The sequence below is a fragment of the Corallococcus macrosporus DSM 14697 genome, assembly GCF_002305895.1.
GTDB lineage: Bacteria > Myxococcota > Myxococcia > Myxococcales > Myxococcaceae > Myxococcus > Myxococcus macrosporus.
On record NZ_CP022203.1, the window covers coordinates 599,622 to 615,862 of the forward strand.

Sequence of the window (16,241 nt, forward strand, 5' to 3'; positions counted from 1 at the left end):
CCAACCGAGATGGTCTCCCCCTGGCAGGGGAGCCGAGGACTTCCCTGTCGTGGACGATACCGAGTTCGAATCCCCCGTGCACGAGCGCGCCACGCGCCCCATGGCGGCACAGCCGCGTGGAAGTCGCCGCAGCCCGCGCCGATCTCCCACGCGGAGACCTCGAATTCCCCCGTGAGGTCGGTGCGATAGCCGGTGAGGACGTGGTGCAGCTCGTGGAAGCGCGCCGCGCGCTTGCGAGCCTCGGTGTTGGGGAGCGGGAAGGGGAGGGGGCCGAGCTTGAAGTCGACAGCCGCTCTCGTCGAAGTAGCGTCGCAGCGCCGTGGCCATGGTCTCCATCGCGTGGACTCCCTCGCAGCGGGCGCAGCTGCCCCGCGGGTTCGCAAGGAGTCTGACGCGGAGACCTCCGTGCCGCACGTCGCGTCCGAGGAGAGGCATCAGGCCCGGCGATGGCCGCGGGGCCGGCGCTCATGCTCCGGCCCGCGGGTGTGCCTGGGCTTCAGGCGGGACGCCGTGTGTACGACCGCGTGAACGGCGGCACCGGGTGCGAGCTCCCAGCTCGGAACAGCAAGGCCGGCCATGGGGACGTACCCCACGACCGGCCTTGCTCCTCGGCGGGTCGACGCGGTCCTACAGCAGGGGCACGCGCTTGAGCCTGAAGGGCGAGGGGCTCTCGCTCATTGTGAAGTAGCTCGCGCCGTTGGCCTCGTACTCGAGCGCCTCACCCTGGCCCTCGGTGGTGTCGGTCAGCGTGACGGGCGTCGCGAAGACGGCCGACTCGAAGCCAAGTCCCGGCGTCGCACGGAACTCGTAGACAGTGCGGTAGGTGCGAAGGAGGAAGCGATCCGCGCATGGGTGGATCGCCGCCGCGGTCGCGGCCGAGAAGTTGGCGTCTCCGTTCAGCGGCAGTTGGATCGTGTGGACGTGGATCAGCGTGGCCTGCACGCCCGGCGTCAGCGGCTGGGGGAACTTGTACACGCCGCTCTGCCCCGTGCCCCCGTTCTTGGTGACGACGTAGATGTCCCCGGTGGTGGGGTGCACCATCAGCGACTCCGCGTCCTTCGCGCCGTCCGGATAGACGAACGGGAAGGCCTCGGCGACGAGCCCCCCCGAGGTCTGGCCGTTGGCGAGCTCCGGCTCGGGCACGCGGTAGACCGTGAACGACGTGGGGCTGCCACCCGGAGGGAAGTTGGCGCTCCACTTCCCGATGTCACCGATGAAGATGCACGAGCCGCTCGGGCAGGGCCCGGTCGCGAGGTCCTCCCAGTCGGCCGGCGTCACGTTGGTCACGTTGAACGTGCCGAGCGTGCTCGCGTTGAGCGTGTCGATGGCGACGATGGCGGTGGTGTCCTCGTTGTGCACGTAGAGCGCGTTGCCGACCACGCGGCTCGCGGCCAGGCCCGAGGGCTCCACGATCTCCGGCGCGGTCACGGTGCCCTGGAGCGTGAAGGTGCTCGCGTACGTGTCGCCGGCCATGCAGGTGGGGGCGTTGGCGGCGCGCAGGACGATGACGTGCGCGGTGTTGGTCTGCACGAACGCGGAGCTGCCGGAGAGGCCCGTCTGGAGGCCCGGCGCGGTGAGCGCCCGGTAGGCCGCATTGAAGAGCAGTCCGTTGGTGTGACCCAGGCACGCGTCGAAGGCCTCGGTGAAGCCGAGCGCCGGCTCGATGCCAGTGGCAGGGCAGGTGGCGTCCGGCCAGACCTGTGAGCCGTACCAGACGGCGAGGCCACCCGCGCTGCCGGTCACCACGTCGGGCACGGTGAACGACGCGGAGTCGCCGTTCTTCTGGCCTGCGTGCACGTCGATTGGCTGGACCGGATCGACGCCGCTGAAGGCCTCCACGCTCCCCGCCATGTGGGTGGTCGCGTCCAGTTCGAACGCGTAGCTCGCAGGCTCGGAGGCGCCCGCGACGCGGTAGAAGATCCAGGTGCGGATGGCCCAGGCGCTCTGCTCCGAGCGCAGGAACGTCCAGCCGGCGGGCGGCGTGACGGTCGCGGAGATGTTGTTGCGCACGGTCACCCGCGCGATGAGCGCGTCGTTGGCCTCGGTCCCCGAGGGCTTGGGGATCGACAGCGAAGCGATTGACAGGCCGCTGTGGTGCGAGCTCCCACGCAACGCGACCCCCGAGGACGGCGCGGCCTCGGCGCGGCGAAGGGCGACGACCTGCGCGACGTTGGTCTCGGCGAACGTCGAGCTCCCGTTGAACGGTCCCTGGAGGCCAGCACCGGCGAGGGGCATGAAGGCGGCGTTGAAGACGAGGCCCTGGGACGAGGACACCAGGCAGGTGTCGTAGGTCTCGGCGAAGCCCGCGGGGGGCTCGATCGCCGGGGTCGGACACGCGGCGCCGGTCCACGCCTGCGCGCCGAACCAGACGGCGGCCCCGCCCGCGGTCGAGGTGCTCAGCTGCGGCGTCGTGAAGGCCGTCGAGCCGCTGTTGCTCTTGCCGGCGTGCGTGTCGATCGGGTTGGCCGGATCGACGCCGGCATACGCCACGAGGTTGCCGACGAGGTAGCTCGCGATGGAGCTCTGGAAGGTGTGGCTCGCGGGCTCGCTGGCGGTGGCGACGCGGACGAACACCCAGCCGCGGATGCTCCAGGTGCTCATGTCGGTGCGCACCAGCGTCCAACCTGTAGGCGGGGTGAGCTCGGCGCCGATCTGGTTCCGGTTCGCGAGGTGCGCCAGCAGCACGTTACCGGCGGCGACGCCCGGAGGGGTCGAGAGGGTCAGGCTGGTGACCGTCTTGCCGCTCGCGTGCGTGGCGCCGACGAGGGAGATCTCCCCGGTGGCCGGCGGCTGGAGGGGACGCAGCACCACCGCGTGCGTGATGTTGGTGTTGGGGAGCGTGGAGCTGCCGGTGAAGGCGGGCTGGGCACCTGCGGCCCCGAGCTCCGAGGTGGCGGCGCTGTGCAGCACGCCGCGCGACGGCGAGACGAGGCAGGTGTCGAGCTGCTCGGTGAAGCCCGTGGGCGGGGTGTGGACCGCGGGGCACGCGGCGCCTCCCCAGACCTGGGCGGAGAACCACACGGCGAGGCCGTTCGCGGACGACGTGGTGGCGACGGGCAGCGCGAGGCTCGCGCTGTTGCCATTCTTCTGGCCCACGTGCACGTCGATCGGCTGGAGCGGATCCGCGCCCGACACCGCGACCAGGGTGGCCGCCATGGAGCTGGCGAGGTCGAGGGTGAAGGTGTGACTGCTCGGCTCGGCCGCGGTGGCCACGCGGAGGAAGAGCCAGGACTTGATGGCCGAGGCGCTCTGCTCGGAGCGCAGCAGCGTCCAGCCAGCGGGTGGGGTGGCGACGGCGGCGACGGCCTCGCGATTGCTCAGCTGCATCACCAGCACATCTCCGGCGGCCGTACCGACGGGGGTGGGGATGGAGAGGGCGGTGATGGCCAGGCCGCTCGCGCTGGTGGTTCCTCGCACGGAGAGCGTGGAGAGGCCCTGGGCCGTCGTCGCATCCTGTACGTCGTCGGGCTGCGCGAGCTCAGGCGTTCCACAGGCGGCCATCAGGAGGGCGGCCGCAATCCACAGACTTCGGAATGGGGTCATGGGGTTTCGCTTGGGTGTCGACTCACCGGACTGGAGGTCCGGGAATCGGCCATGTGAAGGACCCCGAAGTGAGAAGCGCAATCGGCTGTCATGACACGGGAAAGCTGCCGTGAAGCGGTCGGGATTGTCGGGTGGGATCGAAAGAAGGTGGCAGCCCTGTCCATGCCGTCAGGCGGAGTCCTTGGAGAACGCGAAGCCCGAAGACATCCGCGCACGGCGCGAGGGCCGAAGGGCGGTCGGCACCCCGAGGGGTGGGCATCCAGGCAAGCCTCGTGAGCGTGGCTGTGACCGGCTCGTGACGTCAGCCGAGTGTCTTGCGCATGTCGCGGTGGGGGATGCCCACCTCGGTGTAGGGGTCGCCGAAGACGGCGTAGCCCAGCCGCTCATAGAAGGGGACGGCCGGGGCGCGCGCGTGAAGGTGGACGTGGGTGAGGCCACGCCGCGCCAGCTCCACTTCCAGCGTCCGCACCAGCCGGGCGCCCAGCCCCTGCCCCTGGAGGTGAGGGGCCACGGCCATCTGGAACAGCCGTCCGCCGTGGGCATCCTCGGGGTTGAAGAGGACGCAGCCGAGCACCACCTCCTCGTGGTGCGCCACCAGGTGCAGGCTGTCCGCCTCGAAGGGGAAGGCCACGTCGTCACGCGTGTGGCCCAGCGGCTCGCGCAGCACGCGGAAGCGCAGCTCCAGCTCGCCCGCGTACAGCGGATGCCCGGGTTGGATGAAGGTGAAGGTGGCGCCGGTCTTCACGTCAGAAGGTCCCCGTGAGCTGGAGCGTGAAGGTGCGGCCGTACTGCGGCACGGGGGCGATGGAGTTCTCGTCCGACACCGGCAGCGAGTAGCGGGCGTCCAGCAGGTTGTGCACGCCGGCGAAGTAGCGCAGCGGCCCGTAGTCGCCCGACAGGCCGAAGCCCACCAGCAGCGCCTCGCCGCTGTCCGCGCCGCCCGGGCCGGTGGGACGGGCGCTCTGGTAGATGGCCTGGGTGGCCACGCGCATGTCTCCGGCGCCAATGGGCAGCATCATCCGGCCGGCCACCAGGTGCGCGGGCGCCGCGGTGGCGACCTCCTCCGAGGCGTTGCTCAGCGTCACATAGGAGTAGCTCACGTCCACCAGCAGCCAGCGCCCCGGCTGCCAGTGTACGCCGGCCTCGGCGCCCCAGGCCAGCGTGGTGCCGTCGGTGTTCATGAAGCGCAGACAGGCGGCGCTGCCGCAGTCGCCCGAGGGCCTGTCCTCGGCGGTGAGCTGCACCAGGCTGGAGATGCGGTTGTGGTAGCCGGCGACGGTGAGGCGCAGCTCGTCCGTCAGGTCGTGCGAGTGCTCCAGCTCGAAGGTGGTGATGGTCTCCGGCCGCAGGTCCATCGCCGCGCCCTGGGAGATGCCGTCCGCGTAGTAGAGCTCGTAGACGTTGGGGGCGCGGAAGGCGTTACCGGCCACCAGCTTGGTGAGGCCCTGCTCGTAGGGCCTCGCGATGAAGGCCAGCCGCGGGGTGATGGGCGTGCTGTCCAGGTCCACGTACTTGTCCAGGCGCAGGCCCGCGGACACGCTCAGCCTGGGGTGGAGCTTCCACTCGTCGAGCACATACGCGGACAGGAGCGTGCGCGCCTGCGTCTCCAGCGGCTGGTCGCCCGCGTCCTGTCGCACGCGGAGCTGGGCCTGGCCTTCCACGCCGAGCGTCAAGACGTTGCCCTGGAACAGGCCGATGCGCGCGCGGGCCTCGCCGGTGAGCCAGTCCGCCGAGCCGCCCTCGGTCCGGGGGCCGCCGTCCTCCTCGGGGTAGACGTAGGTGCCCTCGTAGCGGCTGGCGTCGAACGCGCCGCGCACCGACAGGCTGAAGCGCTCGGTGAACTGGCGCTCGTAGCGGGCCTCGGCGAAGGCGCGCAGGTCCTCCACGATGTTGCCCTCGGTGCCCGGCACGGTGCCATAGGGCGCGGTGGGCAGCTCCTTGGTGCGCACGTTGAACTGGGCCTGGAAGGACAGGTCGCCCACGCGGGCCCGGAGCGAGCCGCCGGCGGCGCGCTCCGCGTCCAGCCCGGTGATGAGGGGCCCATTGGCGCCAAGCTGGGTGGTGTCCGCGCCCGTGGCCGTCACGGCGGCGGCGCTCACCAGCACGGAGCGGTTGCCCTCCTCCCACGACGCGGTGGCGTGGCCCCGCGTGGTGCCGAGCGCGCCCACCGCGCCCGTCACTTCCAGGTGCTTGTCCGCGCCCAGCGACTCGCGGGGGACCACGTTGATGACGGCGAAGAAGGCGCCGGTGCCGTACAGGGCGCTGCCCGGGCCGCGCACCACCTCGATGCGCTCCACTTCCTGGATGTCCACGCTGAGGTCGCGGGCGGCGAAGCCCTGGCCGGCCCAGACGTCGTTCATGGAGTGGCCATCCCAGAGGATGAGGATGCGCGTGTTGAGGTCGCCCGGCGGAGAGAAGCCGCGCACGCCCATGTACGTATAGGTCCGGTCGTCGGTGAGGTAGAAGCCGCGCACGCCTGCCACGGCCTCGGCGACGGTGCGCCAGCCGAAGGCGCGCAGCTCCTCCTGCGAGAGCACCGTGGTGGAGGCGGGCGCTTCGTCCACGGCGACCAGGCTCTTGGAGGCCGCGCGCACCGGCGGCGGCGCGTAGCGCAGCTCGGCGTGGACCTTCACTTCCTCGTCGGCCACGACCTTGACCGTCTGGCGGAGCGGGCGCACCTCGCGGCTCTCCACCTCCAGCGTGTGCTCGCCTTCGGGGAGGGTGACGACGGTGGGCGTGAAGCCGGCGGGCTTGCCGTCCACGCGCACCGTGGCGCCGTCGCGGTTGGCGGTGACCACGAGCCGTCCGGAGGGCCGGTCCTGGGGACGCAGCGCCACGGCGACGGGCACGTTGCCATCGGCCGGGACGTCCACCACGTACTGTCCGGGCGCGTAGCCGGCGGCGCGCACGTACAGCACGCGCTGGCCGGGGGGCAGCCGCACGCGGCCGGGCACCCGGGCCAGGACGTTGCCGTTGGGCGCGTCGCGAATCTCGGCGCCCGCCGGCGTGCCCGTCACCTCCACGCCGCCGGTGATGAGGGACAGGTCGAAGGTCTGCTCCATCTCCCGGCCGCGCACCAGGGTGAGCGTGGCCTCCGTGGGGCGGTAGCCGTCCTTCTTCACCATGATTTTGTGACGGCCGGGTGTCAGCGCGAGCGTCTGCGGCGAGCGGCCCCGGCTGCCCAGGTCCATGCGGTCCACGTAGACGTCGGCGCCCCTGGGGGTGGTGGTGACGCGCACCAGCGCGACCTTGGGGCGGAGCCGGTCCACGGAGCGGGAGACCTCGGCGGCGTCCTCCCGGGGCAGGTCCTCGGCGAGCAGGTCGTTGTAGTAGCGGTACGCCTCGTTGAACTTGCCCAGCGCCTCGAAGCAGCGGGCGATGTTGAAGAGGACGTTGCGGTTGGGCACCAGGCGGTAGCTGGTGAAGTAGGAGCGCAGCGCCTCGGCGTACTGCCCCTTGGAATAGGCCTCGTTGCCGAGCTCGAACGCGATGTCCGCTTCATCCGCGTTGTTGTCCGCGAGCACGGGCGCGGACAGGAGGAACAGCGAGAGGACGAACGCGAAAGAGCAGGAGGCACGCATGGGACGCCGGGCATTCTTCCCTCTCCGGGCAGGGAGGTCCATGGGGGCTTGTAGGTTGGCTGCTGGGTGTCAGACCTGCTAGGTAATGTCGAGCCTGGACATGCAACGTGGGGTGGGGTTCCACTCCAGGGAGGCGGGGGCCATGATTCAGGAGCAGCCGGTCATCACGGTGAGAGAGGAACGGGACACGGGAATGGGCCACGAGACGAAGCGCCCGGCGACCTACGAGGACCTGATTGCGCTGCCGGAGCATCAGGTGGGGCAGATCATCGACGGGGAGCTGATTGCCCAGCCGAGACCGGCCAGCCGGCACGCGCGGGCCAGTTCAGCGCTGCTCGCCGGGCTGTTCACTCCCTTCGACCTGGGGCAGGGCGGCCCTGGAGGCTGGTGGATCCTGGATGAGCCGGAGCTGCACTTCGGCGCGGATGTCCTGGTGCCGGACCTGGCGGGCTGGCGCCGCGACCGGATGCCGGAAGTCCCGGATGCGCCCTACTTCACGCTGGCTCCGGACTGGGTCTGCGAGGTGCTCTCGCCCTCCACTGCTGCCCTGGACCGCTCGCGCAAGAAGCGCATCTACGCGCGGGAGGGCGTCGGGCATGTCTGGCTCGTGGACCCCCAGGCGCGGACGCTGGAGGTGTTCCGGCTGAGCGGGGGCCGGTGGCTGGAACAGGGGACCTGGTCGGAGGACGAGCGCGTCCGCGCCGAGCCCTTTGAAGCCATGGAGCTGGAGCTCGGCGTCTTGTGGCTGCAGGAGGCGAAGGCGAAGTGACGTCGCCTTCGCCTCAGTGCACCACGCCCCGGGCGGACGTGGCCGCCTGGGGTGAGGTAGAGGGCTCGCGCATCAGCTTGTCGCCCGCGGCCTGGAGCACCTGGGTGGTGGTGCCTTCCGGGTCGCGGAAGAAGGAGGGCGTCCACATCCGCACGAGCTGCCAGCCCTGTGCCTCCAGCACACCCGTGCGGAAGAGGTCCCACTCCACGCGGTCCACCGCCTTGGGGTAGCGCGTGCCGTCGCACAGCAGGCCGACGGTGACGTCGCCCGGCCGGGTGGGGTGCTGGAGCGCGAGGTCCACGCAGAAGCCGTCATTGCCCCAGTGGACCTGCGAGGACACGCGGTGCCAGGTGGCCAGGTGGCCCGCCAGGGCCTGCGCGAAGGTGGAGCCCGCCTCCGTGGGGCGCACGGACACCTCCGCGGCCTGGGCGGGCTGGGGCGTGGTGCCCTCGGCCTCCGCTTCACGGCGGGCTTCCCGCGAGTAGTCCGCCTCCAGGGCCTCCGCGAAGCGCAGGTAGGCGAAGAGGAGCCAGCCGCCATTGGGCTGCCGGCCCGCCTCGAGCGGTTGCATCGACTGGTAGACCTCGCGCGGAATCGAGGTGACGAGGTGGATCTGCTCCCGCGCGCGGGTCACCAGCACGTTGAGGCGGCGGCCGCCGCCCGCGCTGCCCAGCGGGCCGAAGCGGCGGTAGAAGCGGCCCTGCCGGTCCGGGCCGTAGGTGGTGCTGATGATGAGGTGGTCCCGCTCGTCACCCTGGACGTTCTCCAGGTTCTTGACGAAGAGCCCCTCGAACGAGCCGGAGCCCCGGCGCACGCGCGCCTCGGCCAGCCGCGCCGCGAAGGCCGCGTCGCTGGCGGCCATCTCATCGAGGACGTCGTTGATGGTGTCGCGCTGCGTGAGGTTGAAGCACGCGATGCCAATGGATGGCGGCTCGGCGCGGGAGAGCAGCTCCTTCACCAGCGAGCCCACGGCGCGCGCCTCCACCAGGTTGGTGCGCTTCTCGTAGGTGCCGGTCACCGGGAGCAGCCGCAGCGGTGCGCGGGGCACGCGGTTGGAGGGGTGCGCGGGGATGGCCTGGAGCCGCTTGTCGTAGAAGTGGTCGTTGCTGAAGGCGATGAGGTCCGCGTTCTGCGAGCGGTAGTGCACGTCCAGGTAGCACTGGTCGATGTCGAGGTTGAGCGCCGCCGTCAGCAGGTCCTCCACCTCGGCTTGCTGCTCCTCGAAGAGGCCCTGCTCGGTTTCGGCCTCCTGCTCCGCGCTCTGCACCACGGCGGACTCGAAGAAGCGCGTGGGGGGAAGCTGCTTCGGGTCACCGGCGATGACCACGCGGTGGGCGCGGGTGAGGACGGGCAGGGCCTCCTCCAGCCTGCACTGCGAGGACTCGTCGAAGATGACGACGTCGAAGATGGGGCGGCGGGGGAAGATTTGCGCCACCGTCTGCGGACTGGCCATCCACACGGGGCGGACGTCGAAGAGCGGGTCGCCCCCTTCAATGGCCTGTCCGGTGGCGATGACCTGGCGCACGCGCATGGCGCGCTCGCCCCGGAGCATCAGCCGCCGGCGCAGCTCCGCGCCCTGCCCGTTGAGCCGGCCACCCGTGCCCGCGAGCAGCCGCTCGCGCTGGCGCTGCGTCCAGCGGTGGACCAGCGCGTCGCGCACGAGGCCCCGCTTCTTCTCCTCCAGCATCCGGTAGTGTGAATGGGCCGCGCGCACGCGCTCAGCGTCGATGTGTTGCAGCGCGGGCTCCTCGCGCAGCCGCGCCGAGACTTCCGCCGCCAGCGTCGCCTTCAGCACCGCGCGCCAGCCCGCATCGGCCTCCGCGCCCTGGCGCGCCAGCCGCTCCACGGCGGACTCCAGCGCGGGAGGCATGCCCGCGAGCACCGCGCGCATGCGCAGCAGGCCCTCCACGGTGGGGAGCCGCGACAGCAGCGCGGCGGAGGTGGTCGCCAGGCGTTCTCCGGCGCGCAGCCCGCGCGAGCGCGCGTCCAGCCACGGCGCGGAGAAGAGCTCCGCCTCCCCGAGCCGGGCCTCCAGGCGCGCGAGGGCCTCACCCCGGGCGGCGGACTGCCGCAGCCCGGCGACCAGCGCCGCGCGAGCCCCGGCGTCGGCCGTCAGGGCCGCGCGCACCGCGTCCCGGCACGACGCGAGCAGGGGCGTGCGCTCCAGCTCCTCCAGCAGGTCGAAGAGGGCCGCGTGGGTGCGAAGCGTCTGGGTCAGGGCCTCGTCGGTGAGCGCCCCGGTGTCGCCGGGGACGAGCGTGGTGCGGTGGTAGTCGGTGAGCAGCGCGCGGGCTTTCACGCCGGTGAAGAAGCGCGTGACGCGCTCCGCGGCGAGGACGCTCAGCGTCAGGCCGAACTGCTGGAGCACCCGGCGGGCCCCGGCCTTCCGCGCGAAGTAGAAGAACGCGTACCACTTGCGCGCGATGTCCAGGTACGAGCCCAGCGCGGCCATCGCGGTGGCCAGCACGCCCAGGGCCTGGGGTTGCTCGCGGTGGACCAGCGCCAGCTCCGCGTCCAGCGGCCCCTCCGCGAGCACCTGTCGCTGCGCCGTCAGCCCGTCGAGCTGCGTCCGCGCGGCCCGCACCGCGTCCGGCGTGGCCGAGCCCCAGCGCGCGAGGACCTCCGGCCGGGCCGACTCCAGCAGCGGCGCCAGCTTCTCCGCGAAGGCGGCGCGCGCCGCGCCCTCCGCCCGAGGGTCCGCGCCGAATACGGGTACGTCGGGTGACGCGAGCGCATCCGCGTCCCGCGCCGCGCTGTCCACGGCGCTCAGCCGCTCGCGATACGTGGCCATGGGCGTGGCGAGGTACGTGGCCAGGTCCTCGCCCAGGGCTTCGCGCCAGGGGTTCTCCGGGTAGCCTTCCTTGCCGCCGCGCTCCAGCGCCTCGCGCACCTCGCGCTCGCGCGTCGTCACGTCGGCCAGCCGGGCGTTGGCCAGGCTCGCCACCGCGGGCGTGAGCGCCGTGGGGGCGTCCACGGAGAACCACTGGCCCACCAGCTCGTGGAAGGAGGGCGCGGTGCCACCAGCGGGACGCTCGGAGAGGGCGCGGTCGGCGGCGGTCAGCTCGTCATGGAGGGACTGGAGCTCCGCGTCGATGCGCGCCAGCTCCTTGGGCACGGCCGCGTCGGTCCGCGCGTCGGGCAGCGAGTCGAGCTGCTCGCGGATGCCCATGTAGAGGTCGCGCTGGTCCCGCTGGGCGTCGTGGACGACGGCGCACAGGTGTCCCAGGCCGAGGTGGTCCAGCCGGTGCTTCACCACGTCCAGCGCGGTGCGCTTGTCACAGACGAGCAGCACGCGCTCGCCTCGCGCCAGGTGGTCCCCGATGGCGTTGGCGATGGTCTGCGACTTGCCCGTGCCGGGAGGACCGTGGATGACGAGCCCGCGGCTGCTGCGAGCCAGCCGCACCGCTCGGGCCTGACACGGGTCCGCGAGCGTGACGAGCCGCTCCTCGCCCGCGCGCTTGTGGCCCTCCAGGTTGGGCTCGTTGCCGCCGTGGCCCACGTGCTCGCCGAGCGACACGTCCACGCGGAGGAAGCTCTCCAGGGGCCCGGAGATGGGCTCGCCGTCCAGGAGCGCGCGCATGTCGTCCACGAGGCTCTGGTTGGACAGCGGGTACAGGCCGAGCACGGCGCTGGGGAGCACGGCGGCCTGGGGCTGCGCGTCGTCGCCGCGAGGAACGGGGGCCAGGAGGGTCTCCGGCGTGAAGGGCGCGGGCGCGGGCAGCTCCAGGGCATTGCATACGGCGGCCACCAGCTCGTTCAGCTCGCGCCACGGGTCCTGGCCCGCCTCGTCCGCGAAGACGTCGCCAATCCGCTGGCCCGTCTGCTGCTCCACCCAGGCGAGCAGGGCGGTGTTGGGGGCCACGCGGTCCGCGCCGGCCTCGGCGCCTTCCAGCTCCACGGAGGGCACGCGGCCCTTCTTGAGCGTGAGCCGAACGGGGACGAAGGCGATGGGGGCCAGGATGCGCCGGGTGCCGAAGCCTCGCTTGTCCTTGGTGCCCGGGGGCAGGTGGAGCAGGGGGAAGCCCACGTGGAGGACGTGGGCGCCGGTGTCCTGCTCGAAGGTGCGAGCGTCCTCGACGATGGTCGCCAGCTTGCGGAGCAGGACCTGCTGCTCCTCCTCGGCGCGGGACTGCGAGGGCGCGTCATCCGGCGGAGGAGCGTCTTCAGAACGGGCGGTTGTGTCCAGCGCCAGCGTGGCGTCGGAAGCCGCGGCGCTGGAAGGGACGCGGTCTTCGTCCCGTGAAGGCGTGGCGTCGGAAGCCGCGGCGCTGGAAGGGACGCGGTCTTCGTCCAGTGAAGGCGCGGTGTCGGAAGCCGCGGCGCTGGAAGGTCCTTCGGTTGTGTCCGGTGCAAGCGTGGCGTCGGACGCCGCATCGCGGGATGGGACGGGGGACTCGTCCAGTGCACGCGCGGCCTGGGCCGCCGCGTTCAGCGTGTCAACGTCGTCTTGAGCGCGCGCGGAGCGGGCCTGGGCGGAGCCCTTGCGTGCGCGAACTTCGGGAGGCGGCGGCTTCACCACGAGCCGGGTCTGGGCCTTCTCTCCAAGCAGTGCGGCCAGCACGGCGTGCGGCGCGGTGCCATCCAGGCGGCTCAGCGTGGCGAGGTCCACGCGCTGGCGGCTGTTGTGTGGACGGCTGTTGAGGCTGGGGCCGGATGCGAGCGCGGCATAGAGCCGCTCGAGCATCTTCTCCAGGACGCGGTTGCGGGGCTCGGGCGACAAGGCGGCACCTCTCGACGGGAGGGAGGCCGCTGTCTCTATCACGCAAGGGCGGACTCAGGCCCGCGCTTCATCCCGCCAGCGCGGCGGAGAGCGCCTGGGCCGCGGCCTCCAACGCTGGCGCGGGCAGGTGGTCTGCGGGGGGCGCGTCGAAGGCGGCCCGGCCCCAGAGGCGCTGCGGCGTCTGGGGATAACGGGGGATGAGGTGCAGGTGGAAGTGGCGCAGCACGTCGCCAATGGCGAAGGCGTAGGCGTGCTCGGCGCCCAGCACCTCGCGCTGGGCGCGCATCACCCGGGCGGCGAAGGGGCCCAGCTCGCTCGCGGCGTCCGGCTCCAGGTCATACCAGGCGCGCACATGCTGGGCACTGGAGATGACGACCCAGCCGGGGACGGGGCTGGGGCCGGCCACGCCATGCAGCACCAGCCCCGGCGCGCGCGCGATGACGCCTCCCACCGGCCGCGTCGCGCCGCGCACGATGCCGCAGCCGAGACATGGGGCATTCACATCCAAGACATCCGACATGGGCACACGCTAGCAGCCTGTGACGAAGCAGGGTGGGTCACGAAGTCGGGTCAGAGGTGACTCATGCCTATGAGGGCATAAGGGGTTCTCCGAGTGATCCGTGACACACCCGGCTACGGTGTCTCGGCGGGTGAGAACACGCACGGAATCAAGGGGGGCTTCTTGACGGAACGGGCAACTGTCGGAGAGTGTCCTGCGGGCGCCTCATGAAGTGTTGGGGCAGTGATACTTGGGGACTTTTCTTTCAAGGTGGGGATGATGAAGAAGCATCTGGTAATGGCCGTGGTTCCGTTCCTGGCGTTCGGCTGCGGAGACGACCTGGTCGACGCGGATGGAGATGGAATCGCGGACGGCGTGCGCGAGCCGGACAGCGTCACGGTGGTGACGCCGGCCAATCCCAAGGGCACGGTGTCCGGCCAGGTGCTGAGCACGGACCTGCGGCCGTTGGGCGGGGTCACGGTGGAGATGACCATCGGCAGCTCGGCGGAGGCGGTGTCGGCCTCCACGGATGACAAGGGCAACTTCACCTACACGAACGTGCCGGCCGGCTCGAACGTGCTGCTGACCTTCTCCATGGCGGGCTATGCCACGCTGCGCGCGACGGCGCAGGTTCCCTCGTCGGCGGGCAATGTCCCCATCAACAACGGCAACGCGAGCTTCGGTCCCATCACGCTGGCGCGCCTGAATGGCACGTTGAACTTCCTGGTGGTGACGCCGCAGGGCCGTCCCGCCGCGGGCGCCCGGGCGACGCTGGAGGCCACGCCGGCGGGCTCCATCTCCGCTGGCGATGTCCCCTCCACGAGCACGGGGACGGCGGTGAGCTCCGTCGTGGTGGAGGCCACCGCGAACGAGCAGGGCCTGGTGACCTTCACGGGCATCCCCAGCGCGTCGGAGATGGCGCGCCTGCGCAATGGCAGTGGCCAGTTCAAGCTGTGGGTGTCGCCCATGGACAGCAACGGCGACGGCATCCCGGAGACGGGCGGCTATGTCAGCTCGTACACGGGCACGGAGATGGTGAACAACAGCACCACCCGGCTCATCAGCCTGCCGTACTCGCGCCCGCAGAACGTGCCGCTGAGCATCGAGAGCAGCAACGTGGCCAGCCTGCGGGGCGCCGCCGCTGACATGCACCCGCTGCGCAACCTGGTCCGCGTGGGTGAGCCCATCCACGTGTACTTCAACCAGCCGATCCAGCAGGGGTCGCTGCTCGTGCGCATGACCAATGAGGATGCACGGGAATCACTGGGCGTGACGGCGACGGTGAACAACGGTGGCTACAGCGCGACCATCAACCCCGGCGTCACCGTGGATGGCGAAGAGTACAACCTGGACCTGCGCGCGGTGTCCGCTGAGGGCGGCTCGCTCTACAGCGCCGTGGGTTACTTCTTCGCGGGGGCCGCGACCGGTCCTGCTCAGGCGACGGCCATCGCGGAGTCCCGGTACCATGAAACGTCCACGACGCTCCCGACCTCGGGCCAGTTGAATCTCGGGGAGAACGTCTACGTTTACTTCACGCATCCGATTGCGAGCAAAGTCACGAGCGGGCACCGCGTTCAGGTCTTCTTCAACATCGACTTGAACAACAGCGGCATGCTTGGTGACGCGGTGGGTGAAAAGGGATTCTTGACTGGGTTCGACCTGACTGAGGATGAACCGGTGGCCCCGCTGCACACGACCACGCCTATCGAAAACCCCGTGTTCCCAGTCACCAAGTCGGGATACACCTCCCGGTTCCGTTTCGCCTATCCCGGACCGAACAATCCCAATCTGCTCGGAACCGAAATTACGGTGGGCTTCTCGAATCTTGCCCGTCGTGGGGCCGTCGGTACCTACGAGAACATCTGGGGTCAGCCTCTTACGACGGATGTCGCGATGATGGGAATTGGCGTGCATCCGGCTGCCCCTTAGCCGTGAGTTCGCAGGTACGTTTGTTTCGCTAGATACCTGGGATTGGACAGACACCCTCGTGGGATACTCCCCACGAGGGTGTCTTGTTTCGACGCATGAGGTGCACGGCTGAGGTTTAGCGAGTTGAGCAGCAGACGCCCGGTAGGCCGCTGCGTGGGAAGACGACGGCGCTCGGACAGGGCCGTGGGCCACCATGGGGGGCGCAAACTGACTATCGGCGAGGAGTGGGTCCGAAAGTTGCTCGCCGAGGTGTCCGAGGACGACTTGCACGTCAAACGCATCGTCTCCCTCACGCACGCGACGCTGGGTGCGGTGCAGGCCACCTCCCTGTCTGTGGCCGCCATCGGCAAGGCCATGGCGTGGGCGCGTGGTGAGGGCGTCAGCCCCAAGCACGCCGTGAAGCAAGTGGATCGGCTGCTCTCCAATGGGGGCGTCGAACTCGAGAAACTCTTTCCCGCCTGGGTGCGCTTCGTGCTGGCCCAGCGCCAGGAGGCCGTCATCGCGCTGGACTGGACGGACGTCGACGAAGCTCCTGAAAGGAGCCCGGGTAACGGCGGCGAAGAGGCCAGTGAACGCGGTGGTGTGCGTGCGGCGCAAGGGGATGAAGGAGGCGTGGTGCCTGGCGACGAGTTTCGAGGAGGGCACCGCCCAGGAAGTCATGGACGTGTACGGCCGCCACTTCGCGACGGAGGAGACGATTCGCGATGTGAAGGACCTGAAATTCGGCATGGGCTTGAAGCAGGTGCGCGTCGGCACGCCCGAGCGGCGTGACAAACTGCTGCTCATCTCCGCCTTCGCCCAGGCGCTGCTGACGCTGCTGGGCGCGGCCGGCGAGTCGCTCGGCTACGACAAGTACCTGAAGGTCAACACCGCCAAGAAGCGCACCCACTCGCACTTTACACAGGGCGCCTATTGCTTCATGGCCATTCGGACGAGGAGTCCATCTATCCGGACCCAGCGTCCAAGGCGTGGCGCGCCTCGGGTTGGAGCGGGCTGCTCCCTCCCTGTAAGTCATCGAATATCCAGGCTTTGTGCGGCAGTGAAGTCCACTTTTCCTGGGAGCGACTGCTGCACTCGAAACCAGCTATATGAGACTCATCCGACTTCTGTCAGTGTGGTTCTGTTCCTTGCTTTGGGCCTGCATCAACGTGCCGGAAGTTGAGGCCGTCCCCGAGCATCCCGATTCGGGCACGCCGAATC

Annotated in this window: 8 protein-coding genes; 3 read left to right on the forward strand and 5 right to left on the reverse strand. The window is 70.5% G+C overall.

Going from position 1 to position 16,241, the window contains the following annotated elements:
• Positions 1–627: 627 nt before the first annotated feature.
• The 3 genes from MYMAC_RS02670 to MYMAC_RS02680 all read right to left on the reverse strand — a co-directional run bounded on the left by MYMAC_RS02670 (position 628) and on the right by MYMAC_RS02680 (position 7,124).
• Positions 628–3,543 carry a cell wall anchor protein gene (locus MYMAC_RS02670; protein WP_095956913.1) on the reverse strand — a complete coding sequence of 972 codons (2,916 nt, stop codon included), beginning with the start codon at positions 3,541–3,543 and terminating at the stop codon, positions 628–630.
• Positions 3,544–3,844: 301 nt separating this feature from the next.
• Positions 3,845–4,288: a GNAT family N-acetyltransferase gene (locus tag MYMAC_RS02675; RefSeq protein ID WP_095956914.1), complete on the reverse strand. Its 444-nt coding sequence runs from the start codon at positions 4,286–4,288 to the stop codon at positions 3,845–3,847.
• A gap of 1 nt (position 4,289) precedes the next feature.
• A complete protein-coding gene (locus MYMAC_RS02680; RefSeq protein ID WP_239989299.1) occupies positions 4,290–7,124 on the reverse strand; it encodes a TonB-dependent receptor domain-containing protein in 2,835 nt (944 codons plus the stop codon).
• A gap of 142 nt (positions 7,125–7,266) precedes the next feature.
• Between MYMAC_RS02680 and MYMAC_RS02685 the strand changes: the two genes are divergently transcribed.
• Positions 7,267–7,893 (forward strand): Uma2 family endonuclease, encoded by a 627-nt coding sequence (locus MYMAC_RS02685; protein WP_095956916.1) that lies wholly within the window; start codon positions 7,267–7,269, stop codon positions 7,891–7,893.
• A gap of 13 nt (positions 7,894–7,906) precedes the next feature.
• On the opposite strand, the gene MYMAC_RS02690 is transcribed toward MYMAC_RS02685, so the two are convergent.
• Both MYMAC_RS02690 and MYMAC_RS02695 read right to left on the reverse strand, forming a co-directional pair.
• Positions 7,907–12,613 carry an AAA domain-containing protein gene (locus tag MYMAC_RS02690; RefSeq protein ID WP_095956917.1) on the reverse strand — a complete coding sequence of 1,569 codons (4,707 nt, stop codon included), beginning with the start codon at positions 12,611–12,613 and terminating at the stop codon, positions 7,907–7,909.
• Positions 12,614–12,680: 67 nt separating this feature from the next.
• Complete coding sequence (locus tag MYMAC_RS02695; RefSeq protein WP_095956918.1) at positions 12,681–13,133, reverse strand: HIT family protein; 453 nt, start codon at positions 13,131–13,133, stop codon at positions 12,681–12,683.
• Positions 13,134–13,409: 276 nt separating this feature from the next.
• Here MYMAC_RS02695 and MYMAC_RS02700 point away from each other — a divergent pair, with 276 nt between their 5' ends.
• Complete coding sequence (locus MYMAC_RS02700) at positions 13,410–15,041, forward strand: carboxypeptidase-like regulatory domain-containing protein (protein WP_239989300.1); 1,632 nt, start codon at positions 13,410–13,412, stop codon at positions 15,039–15,041.
• Positions 15,042–15,609: 568 nt separating this feature from the next.
• Positions 15,610–16,203 (forward strand): hypothetical protein, encoded by a 594-nt coding sequence (locus MYMAC_RS36625; RefSeq protein ID WP_157757437.1) that lies wholly within the window; start codon positions 15,610–15,612, stop codon positions 16,201–16,203.
• Positions 16,204–16,241: the final 38 nt, after the last annotated feature.

Excerpts from the sequence above, each read along its gene's own strand:
- MYMAC_RS02670 (WP_095956913.1), bottom strand. The coding sequence starts at position 3,543 with ATGACCCCATTCCGAAGTCTGTGGATTGCGGCCGCCCTCCTGATGGCC.
- MYMAC_RS02680 (WP_239989299.1), bottom strand. The coding sequence starts at position 7,124 with ATGCGTGCCTCCTGCTCTTTCGCGTTCGTCCTCTCGCTGTTCCTCCTG.
- MYMAC_RS02685 (WP_095956916.1), top strand. The coding sequence starts at position 7,267 with ATGATTCAGGAGCAGCCGGTCATCACGGTGAGAGAGGAACGGGACACG.
- MYMAC_RS02695 (WP_095956918.1), bottom strand. The coding sequence starts at position 13,133 with ATGTCGGATGTCTTGGATGTGAATGCCCCATGTCTCGGCTGCGGCATC.
- MYMAC_RS02700 (WP_239989300.1), top strand. The coding sequence starts at position 13,410 with ATGGCCGTGGTTCCGTTCCTGGCGTTCGGCTGCGGAGACGACCTGGTC.